The following is an 18,158-nucleotide window of genomic DNA, read 5'->3' on the forward strand; positions in this document are numbered from 1 at the left end:
GAAGCGGACCCGGATGTCGGCCCGGCGTCCTAGACTCGTGAGGCGATGAGCAGCCTCTTTGACGACAGCTTCCTGGCCGGTCTCCAGAACTCCTCGGAGGAGCCCCCGCCCCACCCCGAGGACGACGAGCAGGGCCCCCCGGCCCAGGAGGAGGTCCCGCACGACCTCTTCGGGGAGCACTTCGACGCGCCCCCGCCCCGGGACGCGCACTACCGCGACGGCGCCCCGCGCCCCGTCGTGGACCCCGCCGCGCTCCTGGAGGGGCTGAACGAGCAGCAGCGCGCCGCCGTCGTGCACACCGGCACCCCGCTGCTCATCGTCGCCGGCGCCGGCTCCGGCAAGACCCGGGTGCTCACCCACCGCATCGCCCACCTCCTGGGCACGCGGCACGTCCACCCCGGCCAGATACTGGCGATCACCTTCACCAACAAGGCCGCCGGCGAGATGAAGGAGCGCGTCGAGCAGCTCGTCGGCCCGCGCGCCAACGCCATGTGGGTCATGACCTTCCACAGCGCCTGCGTCCGGATCCTGCGCCGCGAGTCGAAGAGGCTCGGCTTCACCTCCTCCTTCTCGATCTACGACGCCGCCGACTCCAAGCGCCTGATGGCCCTGGTCTGCCGCGACCTGGACCTCGACCCGAAGAAGTTCCCGCCGAAGTCGTTCAGCGCCAAGATCTCGAACCTCAAGAACGAGCTGATCGACGAGGAGACCTTCGCCGACCAGGCGCAGGACGGCTTCGAGAAGACGCTCGCCGAGGCGTACCGGATGTACCAGGCGCGGCTGCGCGAGGCCAACGCCCTGGACTTCGACGACATCATCATGACGACGGTCCACCTGCTCCAGGCGTTCCCCGACGTCGCCGAGCACTACCGCCGCCGCTTCCGCCACGTCCTCGTCGACGAGTACCAGGACACCAACCACGCCCAGTACACCCTGGTGCGCGAGCTGGTCGGCACCGGCTACGAGGACCTCGGCCCGGCCGAGCTGTGCGTGGTGGGCGACGCCGACCAGTCGATCTACGCCTTCCGGGGCGCCACCATCCGCAACATCCTCCAGTTCGAGGAGGACTACCCGGACGCGACCACGATCCTCCTGGAGCAGAACTACCGCTCCACGCAGACGATCCTGTCGGCCGCCAACGCCGTCATCGAGCGCAACGAGTCCCGCCGCCCCAAGAACCTGTGGACCAACGCGGGCGAGGGCGCGCGGATCACCGGCTACGTCGCGGACACCGAGCACGACGAGGCCCAGTTCGTCGCCGACGAGATCGACCGCCTCACGGACGCGGGCGAGGCCAAGGCCGGGGACGTCGCCGTCTTCTACCGGACCAACGCCCAGTCCCGCGTCTTCGAGGAGATCTTCATCCGCGTCGGCCTGCCCTACAAGGTCGTCGGCGGCGTGCGCTTCTACGAGCGCAAGGAGGTCCGGGACGTCCTCGCGTACCTGCGCGTCCTCGCCAACCCCGAGGACAACGTCCCGCTGCGCCGCATCCTCAACGTCCCCAAGCGGGGCATCGGCGAGCGCGCCGAGGCGATGATCGACGCCCTCTCGCTCCGCGAGAAGATCACCTTCCCGCAGGCCCTCAAGCGGGTGGACGAGGCGTACGGCATGGCCGCGCGCTCCGCGAACGCCGTCAAGCGCTTCAACGCGCTCATGGACGAGCTGCGGACCGTCGTCGAGTCCGGCGCCGGGCCCGCCGTCGTCCTGGAGGCCGTCCTGGAGCGGACCGGTTACCTGGCCGAGCTCCAGGCCTCGACCGACCCGCAGGACGAGACCCGGATCGAGAACCTCCAGGAACTCGCGGCCGTAGCACTGGAGTTCGAGCAGGAGCGGGGCGAGGAGCCCGCGACCCTCGCCGAGTTCCTGGAGCAGGTCGCGCTCGTCGCCGACTCCGACCAGATCCCCGACGAGGACGAGGAGGGCCGGGGCGTCATCACCCTCATGACGCTGCACACCGCCAAGGGCCTCGAATTCCCGGTCGTGTTCCTGACGGGCATGGAGGACGGCGTCTTCCCGCACATGCGCGCCCTCGGCCAGACGAAGGAGCTGGAGGAGGAGCGGCGCCTCGCGTACGTGGGCATCACGCGCGCGCGTGAGCGGCTGTACCTCACCCGCTCGGCGATGCGCAGCGCCTGGGGCCAGCCCTCGTACAACCCGGCCTCGCGCTTCCTGGAGGAGATCCCGGCCACGCACCTGGAGTGGAAGCGGACCGGTCCGATGGCGAAGCCCGCCGGGCCGACCTCGGGGATCACCTCCTCGCTCTCCTCCTCCCGCGCGCGCTCCGGCCCCTCCGGGTTCGCCACGCGGCGGGCGGGCGAGAAGCCGGTGATCTCGCTCCAGGTGGGCGACCGGGTCACGCACGACCAGTTCGGCCTCGGCACGGTCACCGCCGTGACCGGCACGGGCGCCGACGCCCAGGCGACGATCGACTTCGGCGACGACAAGCCGAAGCGGCTGCTGCTGCGGTACGCGCCGGTCGAGAAGCTGTAGGGGCGTACGCGATCACGGAAGAGGGCCCCGACTTCGGTCGGGGCCCTCTTCCGGTACGTACGTGGCGGATCAGCTGGTCGGGTCGAGTCCGTGGCTGCGCAGCCACGCCAGCGGGTCGATCGCGTAACCGCCGCCCGGCCGGACCTCGAAGTGCAGGTGCGGGCCGGTGGAGTTGCCGGAGTCGCCCGAGTACGCGATGACCTCGCCGGCCTTCACGGAACCGGAACGGATCTTGGCGCTGCTGAGGTGGCAGTACCAGGTCTCGGTGCCGTCCGGGGCGGTCACGATCACCATGTTGCCGTACGCGCTGTTCAGCTGGGTGCGGACGGTGCCGTCCGTCGCGGCCATCACGGGCGTGCCGCTGAAGACGGGGAAGTCGATGCCGGTGTGCACGGACATCCAGTTGACGCCCGACTGGCCGAAGCGCGCGCTGAGCCGGTGGAGCTTCACCGGCAGCGCGAACTTGGGGCGCATCGCCTCCTTGCGGGCCGCCTCCTCCTCGCGCTTCTTCTTCTCGGCCGCCTGGCGGACCTTGAGGTCGATGCGCTCCTGGGTGCGGCTGGCGCGGCTGCCGAAGTCGCGGGCGTCGGCGTCGAGGGCTTCGAGCTGGGTGTTGAAGGCGTTGTTGGCGGCCACCTGCTCGACGGCGTCCGGGGCGGCGGCGAGCGCGGTCGTGTTGTCCTTCTTCTCGCCCCCGGTACCGGCGCCGGGGAGCCCGCCGACGGACGCGGCGGCGATGCCGGCGACCCCCATGACGCAGGCGGAGGGGACGGCGACGGTCAGCAGCGCGGACCGCTTGGCGGGGGTACGGCGACGGCCGCGACCGGCGCCGGAGGAACGGCGCGTGGGGCGGCCGGCGGGGGAGTCGGTACGGATCTCGACGGCGGGCTCGCCGTGGGGTTCCTCGTCGGCTTCGTGAGCCTCGGCTCCGTGAGTCCCGTATCCGTGGGCCTCGTATCCATGGGCCTCGCCGTCCTCGCCGCCGTCGTCGCCGGATTCGAGCACGTCGCGCGCCTCGGAGCCGTCGAGACCGAGACCGTGGCCGGCGTGGGTGTCGGCGTCGGCGAACCCGGCCGTCTCCGTCCCGGAAGGGTGTTCGGAGGCGTAGTCGAAGGAGAACTCGTCGTTCCCCTCGGTGAGTTGCTCCGTCTGCGGGGTGTACTGGTGGGGGACGACCGGCTCCGGCTCCGGGGTCGCGTGGTTCCACGCGGTCGCGTCATAGGCGCCGGTCTCCGTCGCGAAGACGGGGGCGGCCCACTGGCCGGTGGTGTCGTAGGCCTCGTAGCCGTACGTGCCCTGGGCGGCGTACGCGTCGGCGTGGGCGGTCTCGTACCGGCCGGTGTGCTGGGCCTCGGTCCAGGCGGAGGCGTCCCACTGGCCGGTGGTGTCGTACGGCGTCGTCGTGGTCCCGTACGGGTCGGCGGTGCCGTGGGCGCCGGTGTCGTAGTCGCCCGCGGTGCCGTGGGCGGGGGTCCCCACGTGCCACTGGCCCGTGGTGTCCCAGTGGCCGGTCGTGTCGTACTGCCCCGCTGTGTCGTACTGCCCGGTGGTGCAGTACTGGCCGAGGTCCCACTGGCCGCTGTGGTCGGCCCGACCGCCGGGGTACGTGCCGAACAGCGGGTCTGCGGCGAAACTGCCAGTGGTGTGGGCGTCGTCTCCGACGTACCCGGCGTGGGGGTGCTGGTCGTTCACCAACGTCTCTCTCGCCTCGGCAGCAGGACCAGTCCGGGGAGGGCCCGACGAGGGGTGTCCCGGGGGTAAGCAGTGGCGCGACTGTACCCGGCGGTATGCGCGGCGGACAATCTTCGTCGGGGTCGGTGGCCGCAGGAAACGGGCAATCGGTCGTGTTTCGCCAGCTCACGGAGAGAGCTTTGGCCTTGTGTTCGAGAAACGTTCGAACAGGGGTGTCGCGCGGTCGGGCGAAGGGGTGGCGACACCGTCGACGCCTTGTGAAAGGGCGGCCACGGTGTGTCCACAGGACGTCTACGAGACGCGGGCGCGGCGATTTCCGGTCAGGCCACGGAGGACGCGTCCGGCCCCTCTCCCCGGTCGGCCCGGGTGCCGGGGCCGTCGCCGTCGAGCGCCTCGCGGACCCCGGCGGCCACCGTCGGGTGCACGGGCAGCGCGAGATGCCCGATGCCGCTCACCCGCACGTTGTGCACCACCAGGTCGGGGTGGTCGAGACGGGCGGTCTCCACCGGCACCATCACCTGGTCCAGATCGCTCCAGAAGCTCACGAACCTGGTCCGGCAGCCCGGCGCGGGGCCCGCCAGCTCCCGCAGCACCTCCGAACCGGGCCTCATCTGCCGCACCAGCGGATGGGCGGCGGCGAGCCGGGCCACGGTCGTGCCCGCGTGCGGGGTGCCGAGCATGACCAGGGTCCGCACCCGCGCGTCACCCCCGAGGCACTGCACGTAATAACGGGCGATCAGCCCGCCGAGGCTGTGCCCGACGATGTCGACCTCGGCGTGTCCCGTGCGGGCGCGGATCTCGTCCACCCGGCGGCCGAGCAGCTCGGCGGCGGCCCGCAGGTCGCAGGTGAGCGGTGAGTAGTTGAGCGACTCGATTCCGTCACGACCGTGCCGAGCGAGGGAGCGGCGCAGCATGACGAAGACGGAGCGGTTGTCGACGAAACCGTGCAGGAGCAGGACGGGGCGCCTGCCCCGGCCGAGTCCTTCGGCCGGCGTGTCGGACGGGGCGGGGGCGAGGCGCTCGGCCGCGATCCCGGTGGGGTAGAGGACGAGATGGCCGGTGAGGATCGCGAGCTCCAGCGCGGTGGCCTTCATCAGGGTGGTGACCTTGGCGAACTCCATGGCCGGCCTCCCGAACGGCGTGTGGGGTCTGACGATGTGGCCGGTGCGCCGCGCCTCCGCGCCGCACGGACGGCGGCACGGAGGCGCGGCGACCACGTCGCGGCTCCCTTCGCGACCGGGCCCGCCTGCGGCTGGTGGGCCCAGGAGGAGGGCCCGGGAGCGGGTCGGCGCGGAGCGAACATGTCCCACGTGTGATTTCCCCCTCGGTGGCTGCCGCGAAACGGCCGCTTGCGGGATGCTGGGGATAACGTTCGTTCACCTCCCCGGCAAAGAGGCGCGGGGGTCGCATGTGGAGGCAGTGATGGGTGTGACCGGTCCGATCCGCGTGGTGGTGGCCAAGCCGGGTCTCGACGGCCACGATCGCGGGGCCAAGGTGATCGCGCGAGCGCTCCGGGACGCCGGCATGGAGGTCATCTACACCGGGCTCCACCAGACGCCCGAGCAGATCGTCGACACCGCGATCCAGGAGGACGCCGACGCGATCGGCCTCTCGATCCTCTCGGGCGCGCACAACACCCTCTTCGTGAAGGTCCTGGAGCTCCTCAAGGACCGCGACGCGGAGGACATCAAGGTCTTCGGCGGCGGCATCATCCCGGAGGCGGACATCGCGCCGCTGAAGGAGAAGGGCGTGGCGGAGATCTTCACCCCGGGCGCGACGACGACGTCCATCGTCGACTGGGTGAACGCGAACGTCCGCGTGGCCGCGTAGGACGCGGTCCGCGCGTCCGGGACCTGGTCCGCGTGTCTGGGGCCCGGTCCGAGCGTCTGGAACCTGGTCCGCGTGCCTGGGACCCGGCCCGTTCGGGTGGCCGTGTACTCGTCCGTTCGGGTGGCCGTGCCGAGTGGCCGGTACGTTCGCGTGGGTACGCGGAAGGTGGTCCGCGCGCCCGGACGCCTGGCGCCCGGCCCGTTCGCGCGGCCGCGCAGTACCTGGCCCGTGCGTGTCGCGCCCCCTCGCTGTCCAGGGCCCTCCCCACGGGAGGGCCCTTCGCCGTTTCCGTACGGATCCTCAGGCGGGCGGCGTGAGTTCGGCGCGTATCGAGGCGCGCAGGCGGAGCGTGGAGACCAGGCGCCGGAAGGCCTCCGACCAGTAGCCGCCCGCTCCCGGAACGATGTCCTCCGCCTCGTCCGGACGGGCCGTCAGGGGTTCGAGGCGCCCGACCGCCTCCGGGGCGAGGCAGCGCTCCGCGAGGCCCATCACCCCGCTGAAGCTCCACGGGTAACCGCCCCCCTCCCGCGCGATGTCCAGGGCGTCGATCACCGCCTCGCCGAGCGGTTCCGCCCACGGCACGGCGCAGACGCCGAGGAGCTGGAACGCCTCCGACAGGCCGTGGGCCGCGACGAACCGGGCGACCCAGAGCGCCCGTTCCTCCGGGGACAGCATCGACAGGAGCCGGGCCCGCTCGGCGAGCGACGAGGTCCCGGGCCCGGTCGCGGGCGGGATCGCGGGCGGACCGAGCAGCGCCCGCGACCAGTCCGCGTCCCGCTGCCGCACGGCCGCCCGGCACCAGGCCGCGTGCAGCTCGTCCCGCCACCCGTCGGCGACCGGCAGGGCCACGATCTCCTCCGGGGCGCGTCCCCCGAACCGGGCCGGCCAGCAGGAGAGCGGGGCCGACTCCACGATCCGGCCCAGCCACCAGGACCGCTCGCCCCGGCCCGCCGGGGGGACCGCCACGACGCCGTCGCGCCGCATCGCCGCGTCGCACTCGTGCGGGGCCTCGACCCCGATCGTCGGCACGTCGGCCGTCCGGTCGAGGCCGACGCAGGTCAGGGCCCGGGCCGCCATCCGGCCCGCGAGGGCGGAGGCGGGGAGGGCGGAGAGGAGTTCGGCGGCGGTGGCGCGGACGTTCCGGCTGCGGTCGCCGAGGGCCGCCTCCAGGAACTCCTCGTCCGCGTCGGAGATCCCGGCCCGCAACGAGTCGAGGAACATCAGCCGGTCCTCCGCCCGCTCGGTGGCCCAGGTGGAGGCGAGGAGGGCGAGACCGGCGGCCGGATCGTCGTTCCGTACGGCGGCGAGCAGGGCGACCCGCTCGGCGAACAGTCCCTCGTCCCACAGGGCCCGCACCCCCTCCGCGTCCCGGGGGGACGGGAGGGCGCCGGCCGCCCCCGTACCGCGGAGGGCGAACCTCCACTCGGGATTGAGCCGGGCCAGCCACAGCCCGCGCGGCCCCGCGAACCGGAGGGCCGAGGGACGCAGGTCGGTGCGGGCCCTGGCCGCGTCCAGGAGGGCGGGCAGGGCGGCGGCGGGCGCCTTGTACCCGTGCCCTTCGGCGAGGGCCAGCCACTGGGGCAGCAGTTCGGCGAGGTCGGGCGCGGCTCCCCGCCGCCCGGCGGGCGAAGGCGCGGTCCGGCCCGCGAGCAGCTGGTCGAGGCGCCGCCGGGCCGCCTCGGGCAGCGGCACGCGCGGGTCCTCCGGGGCGGGCTCCGGCGGGGGCGCGGCGGGCCCGGGGCGCAGCCCCGCCCTGCGCCGTACGGTGTGCAGCGCGGCGGCATCGAGCAGCGCGCCCGCCGCGTCGCCGACTGCCGCGTCGCCGGCTGTCGTGCTGCCGCCCGCCGCCGTGCCGCCCTTCGCTGCTTCGCCGCCGGTCGGGCGCGTGAGCCCGGTCGGTGTCCGCCGGTCCGTCCCGAGCAGCGCCGAGGTGACGAGTTCCTCCCAGAAGCGGTCGGGAGCGGCGCCGGGCTCGACGGTCGTACGGCCCTCGTCGCCGCCCGTGGCGCGAACGGTCACGGTGTCCGCGACTTCCGGCGCGGCCGTGGCGGAAGTGGTCGTGGCGGTGTCCATCGGGTTCCTCCGTGCGGTCGGTGATCGGCGGTTGGAGGTCGGCTGCGGTTGGCGGTCGGTGATCGACTGTGGTCGGCGGTTGGCGGTCGGCCTTGGGATCACGGGCTCAGTGGCGTCACGGGTTCATACGAGAGGCACCGTCTCCGTCGGTGTCTCCGGCGACCAGGCGGCGAGCGGGGTGAACCCCCGGTGCCCGCACTCCCCGAAGACGGTCACCGGAGCGCCGCCGGACAGGGCGACGAGCCGCCAGAGGCCCGGGCGGGACCGGGCTTCGGGCGTCAGCGGCAGGGCCTCGCGGCCGTCCGCGTCGGCGAGCTGCCAGCCGTACTCCGCCCGCGCCGGCACGACCCCGTCCAGCGTCACGGGCCACGCGTCCAGCCACGGGTCCTCGCGCAGCGCGCGCCCGTACGCGTCGAGGGCCGCGCCGACCGGGCCGCCCGGCGGCGGGGCGGCGGGGCCGCCGACCGGGACGAAGCGCTCGCCCGGCTCCGCCCGCAACTGCCCGGAGCCGCCGTACGGGGTCAGCTCGCCGTCGAGCACCGCGCCCACCGGGAGGGACAGTCGGGGCGCCCGGCCCGCCGCCCCGTACGAGAGGACGAGCGCCGTGCGTCCGCCGGCCGTCCCGTACAGCCAGACGCGCCGGGTGGTCAGCCGGGTGTCGCCCGTGTCGTACTGCGCGAGGACGAGCCAGTGGTCGCGCACCGGGGCCCCGGAGACCGGGGCGGGGAGGCCGACCCGGGTCCGTACGGTCGTCGCGAAGGGGGCGGGCAGCCGGTCGGCGGCCAGCCAGGCCCGGTCGAGGAGGTGGGTCAGCGCGCACTCCTCCAGGAGCCGCACGGGCCAGCCGGGCCCCGAGCCCGGTATCGCCCCCAACTCCCTCACCCGGCCGGCCAGTCCCGGCGCCTGGGCGTCGACCATGCGGGCCGCCGTCTCCTCCCACAGGCCGTATCCGGACTGCCCGGCCGCCGCGAGGCCGCCGCGCAGCAGGTCGGTGAGCCGCTGCTCCAACTCCCTCGTCCCCGAGGTGATCCGGGCCGCCCTCCGCTCGGCCCTGCGGCGGGCCGCCTCCGGGTCGGCCACGCCTTCGCTCCCGGCCCGCCGCTCCGCGAGCCGCCGACCGGCCCAGTCGGGCACGGCCGACTCCTCGAACACGGTCCCGTCCGACGCCCGGAGCAGCAGCAGGCCCAGCGCGTGCGCGCACGGGGGCGGGTCGGCGGGACAGTCGCACGCGTAGGCGTACGCGGGCCCCGCGGTGTCGACGACCGTCCGGTGCGCGGTGCCGCCGCCGTCCCGGCACAGACCCCAGACGGCGCCGTCGCCGCACCCCGTGTCCGACCACGGCCCGGCCGTGCCGAGACTGCTCCCCGCTCTGCGCGCGGTCTCGTCAGGAGCCAGCGCCAGCACCTGCTCGACCGTCGAACGCACCCCCATGCCATTCATGACCACGACGGTAGAGGCCGCCACTGACAACGCCTCCGGCCTGTGGTTTCGCCCGGAAAGGGGGGAGTTGACGGGGAGTCGGGCGGGGGAGGGGAGAGGGTGTGGGAGGGGTGAGGGGGAAATCGGAGGGATTTGACTTTACTCTCCCTTTACGATTCTCTGCGCGGGATCCACGATCGATTCCACACACCAGGGGGACCCGCGTGAAGCGCACCGCCCGTACCGCCCGTACCGCCAGTACCGCCCGTACCGTCCGCACCGCCGTCTCGGCCCTCGCCGTCACCGGCCTCGCCCTCGGCCTCGGCGCCTGCTCTGAGGCCGCGGAGAAGGCCGTCGACCAGGTCGACAAGTCCGTGAACGAGACCTACGAGGTCACGTACGAGATCACCGGCAGCTCGATCGAGTCCATCGACTACCACGCCGGCGGCGGCACCGCGATGGAGCCGAAGGTCGAGTCGGAGAAGAAGCCCGCCACCCCGTGGAAGAAGACGGTGACCCTGAAGGGGATCATGCCGCCGGCCGTCATGCCGGTCTCGCTCAACCCCTCCGACCTCACCTGCAAGATCACCTACAACGGCAAGGTCATCAAGGAGGCCAAGGCCGAGCAGGCGATGGCGGGCGGCTGCGTCGCCGTCTCCCCGATCGTCGGCTGACCCCCGCCGGGACCGGAGGGCACGTCGGACCCTCCAACCGCCCCTGACCAGCGGTGACATCGGATTGTCAGTGGCATGGTGCACGGTGGATCGCACAGCAGGTCGAACGATCTGGAGGGGGATCCATGCCCGTGCCCGAAACCATCGCGAAGCCCGGTGACGGTGCCGAGACGGACACCGCGCCGGGCCGGCCGCAGACCTCCACCGAGGTCCTGCGGCCGCACGCCGAGCACGCCTTCGCCGCCGAACTCGCGGCGCTCGCCGCCGCCGACGACCGGCCGCGGCCCGCCCGCTGGCGCCTCTCGCCCTGGGCCGTCGCCACCTACCTCCTCGGCGGCACGCTCCCCGACGGGACCGTGATCACACCCAAGTACGTCGGCCCGCGCCGCATCGTGGAAGTCGCCGTCACCACCCTCGCCACCGACCGGGCGCTGCTCCTCCTCGGCGTCCCCGGCACCGCCAAGACCTGGGTCTCCGAGCACCTGGCCGCCGCCGTCAGCGGCGACTCCACCCTCCTCGTCCAGGGCACCGCCGGCACCCCCGAGGAGGCGATCCGGTACGGCTGGAACTACGCCCGGCTCCTCTCCCACGGCCCCGACCGGGAAGCGCTCGTGCCGAGCCCCGTCATGCGGGCCATGTCCCGGGGCGCGACGGCCCGCGTCGAGGAGCTCACCCGCATCCCCGCCGACGTGCAGGACACCCTCATCACGATCCTGTCCGAGAAGACCCTGCCCGTCCCCGAGCTGGGGGAGGAGGTGCAGGCCGTCCCCGGCTTCAACCTCATCGCCACGGCCAACGACCGCGACCGGGGCGTCAACGAGCTCTCCAGCGCCCTGCGCCGCCGCTTCAACACGGTCGTGCTGCCGCTGCCCGCGACCCCCGAGGACGAGGTCGACATCGTCGCCCGGCGCGTCGAGCAGCTCGGCCGCTCCCTGGAACTGCCGGTCCCGCCGGACGGGGCGGCCGAGATCCGCCGGGTCGTCACCGTCTTCCGCGAACTGCGCGACGGGGTCACCGCCGACGGGCGCACGAAGGTCAAGTCCCCCTCTGGGACGCTCTCCACGGCCGAGGCCATCTCCGTCGTCACGGGCGGCCTCGCCCTCGCCGCCCACTTCGGCGACGGCGTCCTGCGCCCCGCCGACGTCGCCGCCGGCCTCCTCGGCGCCGTCGTCCGCGATCCGGCCGCCGACCGGGTCGTCTGGCAGGAGTACCTGGAGACGGTCGTCCGGGAGAGAGACGGCTGGAAGGACTTCTACCGCGCCTGCCGCGAGGTGAGCGCGTGACTCCGCCCGCGACCTTCTCCTCGCCCGCGACCTTCTCCTCGTCCGCCGCCGCGGCTTCGTCCGCGACCCCACCCGCGCCCGCGCTCTCGTCCCCGTCCGTGACTTCGTCCGCTGCCGCGCCCTCGTCCGCTGCCGCGGGTACGCCCACCGCCATGAACCCGCCCGCCGCCGCGGTCCCGTTCGCCTCCGCACCCCTGTACGCTGCTGCGGCTTCGTCCGCCGCCATCACGCCGTCCGCTGCCGCGAGTTCGTCCGTCACCGCCACCGCACCGTCCGCTGCCGCGAGTTCGTCTGCCGCTGCCGCACCGCCTGCCGCTGCGTCTCCGCCCGCCGCCACGGCCCCGTCCGTCCCCCGCGCCCCGCGCGCGGACCCCGGCGGCCCCCTGCTGCTCGGGGTGCGGCATCACGGGCCCGGGTCCGCGCGTGGGGTGCGGGCCGTCCTGGAGGCCGAGCGGCCCGCCGCGGTGCTGATCGAGGGCCCCGCCGAGGCCGACGCGCTGGTGGAGCTCGCGGCGGACCCGGGCATGCGCCCGCCCGTCGCCCTGCTCGCCCACGCCCTGGACGACCCCGGGCGGGCCGCGTTCTGGCCGATGGCCGAGTTCTCGCCCGAATGGGTCGCGCTCCGTTGGGCCCTGGAGCGGGGCGCCGCCGTCCGCTTCTTCGACCTGCCCGCCGCGCACACCCTCGCCGCCGACCCCACCTGGGACGACGGCGAGAACGAGGGGGAGGAGGGGGCCGTCGGGGACGGGGCGCGGATCGACCCCGTCGCGGAACTCGCCGGGGTCGCCGGGTACGAGGACGCCGAGCGCTGGTGGGAGGACGTCGTCGAGCTGCGCGGCGACGGCGACCCCGCCGCCCCCTTCCGGGCCCTCGCCGAGGCCATGGGCGCCCTGCGCGAGGCGTACGGGCACGGCGGCCACCCCCGCGACCTCGTCCGCGAGGCGTACATGAGGCTCCGGCTCCGCGAGGCGCGCAAGGAGTTCGGGGACTCCGTCGCCGTCGTCTGCGGCGCCTGGCACGTCCCCGCGCTCACCCTGCGCACCACCGTCGCCGCCGACCGGGCCCTCCTCAAGGGCCTGCCCAAGGTGCGGACCGGGGCGACCTGGGTCCCCTGGACCCACCGCAGGCTCGCCCGCCGCTCCGGCTACGGCGCCGGCATCGACGCCCCCGGCTGGTACGCACACCTCTTCACCGCCCCCGACCGGCCCGTCGAGCGCTGGACGACCCGGGTCGCCGGTCTCCTCAGGGCCGAGGACCACCCCGTCTCCCCCGCCCACGTCGTCGAGGCCGTCCGGCTCGCCGAGACCCTCGCCGCCCTGCGCGGCCGCCCGCGCCCCGGCCTCGACGAGACGACCGACGCCGTCCGCGCCGTCCTCTGCGAGGGCTCCGACGCGCCACTCGCCCTCGTCCGGGACCGCCTCGTCGTCGGGGACGTCCTCGGCGAAGTGCCCGAGGGCGCCCCCGCCGTCCCCCTCCAGCGCGACCTGACCCGACGGCAGCGCTCGCTGCGCCTCAAGCCCGAGGCGGAGGAGCGCGAGCTCGCGCTCGACCTGCGCAAGGGGACGGACGGCGACCGCAGCCGCCTGCTGCACCGGCTGCGGCTCCTCGGCGTCCACTGGGGCGAACCGGCCCCCGGCCGCACCGGCACCGGCACCTTCCGCGAGACCTGGCGGCTGCGCTGGGAGCCCGAGCTGCACGTCCGGGTCGCCGAGGCCGGCGTCTGGGGCACCACCGTCGAGGCCGCCGCCACCGCCAGGGCCGAGGGCCGGGCCCTGGCCGCCACCACCCTCGGAGACATCACCGCCCTCGCCGAGGACTGCCTCCTCGCCGGACTCGCCGACGCGCTCCCCGCCGTCATGCGGGCCCTCGCGGACCGGGCCGCGCTCGACACCGACGTCGTCCACCTCGCCCGCGCCCTCCCGGCCCTCGCCCGCGCCCTGCGCTACGGCGACGTCCGGGGCACCGACACCGCCGCCCTCGGCGAGGTCGCCGCCGGGCTCGCCGAGCGGATCTGCGTCGGCCTGCCGCCCGCCTGCGCCGGGCTCGACGCCGACGCCGCCGCGCCCCTGCGCGAGCGCATCGAGGAGGTCCACCGGGCCCTCGGCCTGCTGCCCGACGCCGAGGGGACGCGCGAGCGCTGGACCGGCGTCCTGCACCGGCTCGCCACCCACGACCGGGTGCCCGGACTCCTCCGGGGCCGGGCCGCCCGGCTCCTCCTGGACGAGGGACGCATCCCCGACGACGGGGCCGCCCTCCTCATGGGCCGCGCCCTCTCGCCCGGCGCCCGGCCGCCCGACGCCGCCGCCTGGATCGACGGCTTCGCCGGCACCGCCTCCGGCGGCGGACTGCTCCTCGTCCACGACGAGCGCCTCCGCGGCCTCGTCGACGCCTGGCTCGCCTCCGTACCGGCCGAGGCGTTCACCGACGTCCTGCCCCTGCTGCGCAGGACCTTCGCGGCGTACGAGCCGGGGGTGCGCCGCGCCCTCGGCGAGCTGGCCGCCCGGGGGCCCGGCGCCGGCGGCCCCGGCGCCTCCACGCCCGGCGTACCCGGCTTCGCCCCCGCCCCCGACCGGGAGCGCGCGGACGCCGTCCTCCCCCTCCTCCACCTCGTCCTCGACACGGAGGCCCCCGCATGACGCCCCTGACGCCTCCGACGCCCCTGACCCCCATGGCTCCCACGACCTCCGCGGCCCCCACGCCCCGCCCGAGCGGCGACCCGAGCATGTCCGACCCCACGGCCTCCGCTCCTGCGCCCTCCGCCCTGGTGGCCTCCGCTCCCGCGCCCTCCGCCCTTGCGGCCCCCGCTCCCACGGCCGCCACCCCCGCGCCTGCGTCCTCCGACCTCACGGCTTCCGCTCCCGCGCCCCCCGGCCCCACGGCCTCTGCCCCCACAACACCCGCTCCCGCGACCCCCACCCCCACGGCCTCCGCCCCTGCCGCCTCCACCCCCTCGGCCCCCGCTCCAGCACCCCCCACACCCCCCGTCCCCGCCGACGAGCGGCTTCGCCGCTGGCGGCTCGTGCTCGGCGGGGGTGACGCCGACGGCACCGGGCGCGTGCTCACCGGGACCGACGCCGCCGTGGACGGAGCCCTCGCCGCGCTCTACGACCGGCACCCGGACGACCACGGCCACGACCGCACAAGCACCGGCACCGGCACCGGCACCGGGCGGAGTCGTACCGCCGGGCTCGGCGCCTCCGTGCCCTCCGTCGTCCGCTGGCTCGGCGACATCCGTGCGTACTTCCCCGCCCCCGTCGTCCAGGTCATGCAGCGCGACGCGATCGACCGGCTCGGTCTCGCCACCCTCCTCCTGGAGCCGGAGATGCTGGCGGCCGTCGAGCCCGACGTGCACCTCGTCGGCACCCTCCTCTCCCTCCGCGACGCCATGCCCGAGACCACCAGGGAGACCGCCCGCGCCGTCGTCCGCAAGGTCGCCGACGACCTGGAGAGGCGCCTCGCCGCCCGCACCCGCGCCACCCTCACCGGCGCGCTCGACCGCTCCGCCCGCACCAGCAGGCCCCGTCACCGGGACATCGACTGGGACCGTACGATCCGCGCCAACCTCAAGAACCACCTGCCCGAGCACCGCACGGTCGTCCCCGAGCGGCTCGTCGGCCACGCCCGTGCGGCCCGGGGCGTACGGAAGGAGGTCGTGCTCTGCGTCGACCAGTCCGGCTCCATGGCCGCCTCCGTCGTCCACGCCGCCGTCTTCGCCGCGGTCCTCGCCTCCCTGCGGACGATCGCCACCCGGCTCGTCGTCTTCGACACCGCCGTCGCCGACCTGACCGACCGGCTGGACGACCCCGTCGACGTCCTCTTCGGCACCCGCCTCGGCGGCGGCACCGACATCGACCGGGCCCTCGCCCACTGCCAGGCGGGCATCACCCGCCCCGCCGACACCGTCGTCGTCCTCATCAGCGACCTGTACGAGGGCGGCGCCCGCGACGGGCTGACGAAGCGGGTCGCGGCGATGAAGGCCTCCGGCACGCAGGTCGTGGTCCTGCTCGCGCTCTCCGACGAGGGCACCCCCGCCTACGACCGCGACCGGGCGGCGGCGCTCGCCGCGCTCGGCGTCCCGGCCTTCGCCTGCACCCCCGACCTCTTCCCGGAGATCATGGCGGCCGCCCTGGAGGAGCGCCCCCTGCCGATACCCGCCGACTGATCCCCGCAGGACACCCGCAAGGTGCGGAATCCGTCGTCGCGGACCACCCGCACGGGTGGACGGAGCGCGACTGAGTTCCATATCACAGCGGCCTCGAGGCACCCCTCACGCAGCCGCCCCGCGCCCGGTGAGGGACCGGAACCCCGGGCCCCGCCTGCCACGACCGCCGCGGTCGGCCCTCCCGCGCCCCCCGCGGACCGTCCCGCCGCCCTCACGCCCTGTGACCCGTATCACCGCTCTCCTGTGATCTGCGATTTAGGGACCCACGGCACACGGCGATAACCTGCGAGACGGACATGCCGCGTCCACGGACACCGTGTACGCCTCCCTTGTGACAGAGCAGTCACGTTGCCCTCCGCGGCACGCCCACGCAGACAACGAACCGCGATCATCAGAAAAGGGACGGACGCGCGTGGACCTGTTCGAGTACCAGGCGAGGGACCTCTTCGCCAAGCACGGTGTACCGGTGCTGGCCGGTGAAGTCATCGACACGCCTGAGGCGGCGCGCGAGGCCACCGAGCGTCTTGGCGGCAAGTCGGTCGTCAAGGCGCAGGTGAAGGTCGGCGGCCGCGGCAAGGCCGGCGGCGTGAAGCTGGCCGCCACCCCGGAGGAGGCCGTCGCCCGCGCGACGGACATCCTCGGGATGGACATCAAGGGCCACACGGTCCACAAGGTGATGATCGCGGAGACCGCTCCGGAGATCGTCGAGGAGTACTACGTCTCGTACCTTCTCGACCGCACCAACCGCACCTTCCTGGCGATGGCCTCCGTCGCCGGCGGCATGGACATCGAGGAGGTCGCCGCGACGACCCCCGAGAAGCTCGCCAAGGTGCCGGTCGACTCCAACAAGGGCGTCGACATCGAGAAGGCCCGCGAGATCGTGGCCCTGGCGCAGTTCCCGGCCGAGGTCGCCGAGAAGGTCGCCGAGGTCCTCGTGACCCTGTGGGACACCTTCGTCGCCGAGGACGCGCTCCTCGTCGAGGTCAACCCGCTGGCGAAGGTCGCCTCCGGCGACGTCATCGCCCTCGACGGCAAGGTCTCCCTCGACGCGAACGCCGACTTCCGCCAGCCCGGGCACGAGGCCCTGGAGGACAAGGCGGCGGCCAACCCGCTCGAGGCCGCGGCCAAGGCCAAGGGCCTCAACTACGTCAAGCTCGACGGCGAGGTCGGCATCATCGGCAACGGCGCCGGCCTGGTCATGTCGACCCTGGACGTCGTCGCCTACGCCGGTGAGAACCACGGCGGCGTGAAGCCGGCCAACTTCCTCGACATCGGCGGCGGCGCCTCCGCCGAGGTCATGGCGAACGGCCTGGAGATCATCCTGGGCGACCCGGACGTCAAGTCCGTGTTCGTCAACGTCTTCGGCGGCATCACCGCCTGCGACGAGGTCGCCAACGGCATCGTCCAGGCCCTGGAGCTCCTCGCCTCCCGCGGCGACGAGGTCACCAAGCCGCTGGTCGTGCGCCTCGACGGCAACAACGCCGAGCTGGGTCGCAAGATCCTGTCGGACGCCAACCACCCGCTGGTGCAGCGCGTGGACACCATGGACGGAGCGGCCGACAAGGCCGCCGAGCTCGCGGCTGCGAAGTAAGGGACGAGGGACACCAGAGCCATGGCTATCTTCCTCAACAAGGACAGCAAGGTCATCGTCCAGGGCATGACCGGTGCCACGGGCATGAAGCACACCAAGCTCATGCTGGGTGACGGCACCAACATCGTCGGCGGCGTGAACCCGCGCAAGGCCGGCACCAAGGTCGACTTCGACGGCACCGAGGTCCCGGTCTTCGGCACCGTCGCCGAGGCCATGAAGGAGACCGGCGCCGACGTCTCGGTCCTCTTCGTGCCGCCGGCCTTCGCGAAGGCCGCCGTCGTCGAGGCCATCGACGCCGAGATCCCCCTCGCGGTCGTCATCACCGAGGGCATCGCCGTCCACGACTCCGCCGCGTTCTACGCGTACGCCGTGGAGAAGGGCAACAAGACCCGCCTCATCGGCCCGAACTGCCCCGGTCTCATCACCCCGGGCCAGTCCAACGCCGGCATCATCCCGGGCGACATCACGAAGCCGGGCCGCATCGGCCTGGTCTCGAAGTCCGGCACGCTGACGTACCAGATGATGTACGAGCTCCGTGACATCGGCTTCTCGTCCGCCGTCGGCATCGGTGGCGACCCGGTCATCGGCACCACGCACATCGACGCCCTGGCGGCCTTCGAGGCCGACCCGGAGACCGACCTGATCGTGATGATCGGCGAGATCGGCGGCGACGCCGAGGAGCGTGCGGCCGACTTCATCAAGGCCAACGTCACCAAGCCGGTCGTCGGCTACGTCGCGGGCTTCACCGCGCCCGAGGGCAAGACCATGGGCCACGCCGGCGCCATCGTCTCCGGCTCCTCCGGCACCGCCCAGGCGAAGAAGGAGGCCCTGGAGGCCGCGGGCGTCAAGGTCGGCAAGACCCCGACCGAGACGGCCAAGCTGGCGCGCGCGATCCTCGCGGGCTGACGCCGCCGCATCCGCACAGCGAGTGGGCCCCGCCCCCT

Annotated in this window: 12 protein-coding genes; 8 read left to right on the plus strand and 4 right to left on the minus strand. The window is 74.1% G+C overall.

The annotated features are described in order from the left end of the window. Nucleotides 1-45: 45 nt before the first annotated feature. A complete protein-coding gene (gene pcrA, locus CP977_RS21070; RefSeq protein ID WP_062752656.1) occupies nucleotides 46-2,490 on the plus strand; it encodes a DNA helicase PcrA in 2,445 nt (814 codons plus the stop codon). Nucleotides 2,491-2,559: 69 nt separating this feature from the next. Here pcrA and CP977_RS21075 read toward each other — a convergent pair whose 3' ends face one another. Both CP977_RS21075 and CP977_RS21080 read right to left on the minus strand, forming a co-directional pair. After that, the gene (locus tag CP977_RS21075; RefSeq protein ID WP_167308902.1) at nucleotides 2,560-4,182 is read right to left on the minus strand and encodes a M23 family metallopeptidase; all 1,623 of its coding nucleotides are present in this window, start codon (nucleotides 4,180-4,182) and stop codon (nucleotides 2,560-2,562) included. Between the two features lie 320 nt (nucleotides 4,183-4,502). Beyond that, nucleotides 4,503-5,303, minus strand: coding sequence for an esterase/lipase family protein (locus CP977_RS21080; protein WP_062752652.1), 801 nt, complete (start codon nucleotides 5,301-5,303; stop codon nucleotides 4,503-4,505). A gap of 301 nt (nucleotides 5,304-5,604) precedes the next feature. Here CP977_RS21080 and icmB point away from each other — a divergent pair, with 301 nt between their 5' ends. Beyond that, nucleotides 5,605-6,012 (plus strand): coenzyme B12-dependent isobutyryl CoA mutase small subunit, encoded by a 408-nt coding sequence (gene icmB, locus CP977_RS21085; RefSeq protein ID WP_062752650.1) that lies wholly within the window; start codon nucleotides 5,605-5,607, stop codon nucleotides 6,010-6,012. 300 nt (nucleotides 6,013-6,312) lie between these two features. Here the strand turns inward: icmB and CP977_RS21090 are convergent, their stop codons facing one another. Both CP977_RS21090 and CP977_RS21095 read right to left on the minus strand, forming a co-directional pair. Continuing rightward, complete coding sequence (locus CP977_RS21090; protein WP_221331359.1) at nucleotides 6,313-8,085, minus strand: DUF5691 domain-containing protein; 1,773 nt, start codon at nucleotides 8,083-8,085, stop codon at nucleotides 6,313-6,315. Nucleotides 8,086-8,208: 123 nt separating this feature from the next. Beyond that, complete coding sequence (locus tag CP977_RS21095; RefSeq protein WP_229991402.1) at nucleotides 8,209-9,525, minus strand: SWIM zinc finger family protein; 1,317 nt, start codon at nucleotides 9,523-9,525, stop codon at nucleotides 8,209-8,211. 203 nt (nucleotides 9,526-9,728) lie between these two features. Here CP977_RS21095 and CP977_RS21100 point away from each other — a divergent pair, with 203 nt between their 5' ends. From CP977_RS21100 to sucD, 6 genes are all read left to right on the plus strand, one after another. Then, complete coding sequence (locus CP977_RS21100; protein WP_152370644.1) at nucleotides 9,729-10,178, plus strand: MmpS family transport accessory protein; 450 nt, start codon at nucleotides 9,729-9,731, stop codon at nucleotides 10,176-10,178. Between the two features lie 125 nt (nucleotides 10,179-10,303). Beyond that, a complete protein-coding gene (locus tag CP977_RS21105; RefSeq protein ID WP_062752646.1) occupies nucleotides 10,304-11,461 on the plus strand; it encodes an ATP-binding protein in 1,158 nt (385 codons plus the stop codon). A gap of 152 nt (nucleotides 11,462-11,613) precedes the next feature. Next, nucleotides 11,614-14,097: a DUF5682 family protein gene (locus CP977_RS21110; RefSeq protein WP_372460619.1), complete on the plus strand. Its 2,484-nt coding sequence runs from the start codon at nucleotides 11,614-11,616 to the stop codon at nucleotides 14,095-14,097. Between the two features lie 86 nt (nucleotides 14,098-14,183). After that, on the plus strand, nucleotides 14,184-15,623 hold the full coding sequence (locus tag CP977_RS21115; protein ID WP_208420883.1) for a VWA domain-containing protein: 1,440 nt from the start codon (nucleotides 14,184-14,186) through the stop codon (nucleotides 15,621-15,623). Nucleotides 15,624-16,035: 412 nt separating this feature from the next. After that, on the plus strand, nucleotides 16,036-17,214 hold the full coding sequence (sucC, locus tag CP977_RS21120) for an ADP-forming succinate--CoA ligase subunit beta (protein WP_152370645.1): 1,179 nt from the start codon (nucleotides 16,036-16,038) through the stop codon (nucleotides 17,212-17,214). 21 nt (nucleotides 17,215-17,235) lie between these two features. Then, nucleotides 17,236-18,120: a succinate--CoA ligase subunit alpha gene (gene sucD / locus CP977_RS21125; RefSeq protein ID WP_062752639.1), complete on the plus strand. Its 885-nt coding sequence runs from the start codon at nucleotides 17,236-17,238 to the stop codon at nucleotides 18,118-18,120. The last annotated feature ends 38 nt before the right edge of the window (nucleotides 18,121-18,158 follow it).

It is taken from the genome of Streptomyces cinereoruber (assembly GCF_009299385.1).
In the GTDB taxonomy this organism is placed as follows: Bacteria; Actinomycetota; Actinomycetes; order Streptomycetales; family Streptomycetaceae; genus Streptomyces; species Streptomyces bikiniensis.

Excerpts from the sequence above, each read along its gene's own strand:
- pcrA (WP_062752656.1), top strand. The coding sequence starts at position 46 with ATGAGCAGCCTCTTTGACGACAGCTTCCTGGCCGGTCTCCAGAACTCC.
- CP977_RS21080 (WP_062752652.1), bottom strand. The coding sequence starts at position 5,303 with ATGGAGTTCGCCAAGGTCACCACCCTGATGAAGGCCACCGCGCTGGAG.
- icmB (WP_062752650.1), top strand. The coding sequence starts at position 5,605 with ATGGGTGTGACCGGTCCGATCCGCGTGGTGGTGGCCAAGCCGGGTCTC.
- CP977_RS21090 (WP_221331359.1), bottom strand. The coding sequence starts at position 8,085 with ATGGACACCGCCACGACCACTTCCGCCACGGCCGCGCCGGAAGTCGCG.
- CP977_RS21095 (WP_229991402.1), bottom strand. The coding sequence starts at position 9,525 with ATGAATGGCATGGGGGTGCGTTCGACGGTCGAGCAGGTGCTGGCGCTG.
- CP977_RS21105 (WP_062752646.1), top strand. The coding sequence starts at position 10,304 with ATGCCCGTGCCCGAAACCATCGCGAAGCCCGGTGACGGTGCCGAGACG.
- CP977_RS21110 (WP_372460619.1), top strand. The coding sequence starts at position 11,614 with ATGAACCCGCCCGCCGCCGCGGTCCCGTTCGCCTCCGCACCCCTGTAC.
- CP977_RS21115 (WP_208420883.1), top strand. The coding sequence starts at position 14,184 with ATGTCCGACCCCACGGCCTCCGCTCCTGCGCCCTCCGCCCTGGTGGCC.
- sucD (WP_062752639.1), top strand. The coding sequence starts at position 17,236 with ATGGCTATCTTCCTCAACAAGGACAGCAAGGTCATCGTCCAGGGCATG.